This is a genomic window from Pseudoalteromonas sp. CR1, from assembly GCF_019392235.1.
Lineage (GTDB): Bacteria > Pseudomonadota > Gammaproteobacteria > Enterobacterales > Alteromonadaceae > Pseudoalteromonas.
Genome location: NZ_JAHXRM010000197.1, coordinates 1 through 277, shown reverse-complemented (window position 1 = coordinate 277; position 277 = coordinate 1). Strand labels below are relative to the sequence as shown.

Here is a 277-nt window from a genome sequence, read left to right as displayed (position 1 = left end):
ATGGCGAACAAACTCGCCGTCGAGCTTGAGTTGATTGAAGGGCAGTTGGCAAAGCAGCTTGAGCGATGAAAAGCCCATGCCAAAGTCATCGATAGCCAGGCCGCAGCCGAGCATGCGCAGCCGCAGCAGGTTTTCCTGGATTCGCGGTGAGATATCCAGCAGACCGTTTTCCGCCAGCTCGAACAACAGCGTCGAACCGGGAAGGCCATGGCGCAGCAACGCCTGCTGGATATGCCCCATCAACTCGTTGTTGAGCAATTGCGAAGCGTGCAGGTTG

General features: G+C 57.0%; 1 protein-coding gene. It reads right to left on the bottom strand.

Annotated features, from left to right (window positions below):
* Positions 1–277: EAL domain-containing protein (locus KZZ04_RS19085; protein WP_219423828.1), on the bottom strand; the 277-nt coding region annotated here is incomplete at both ends.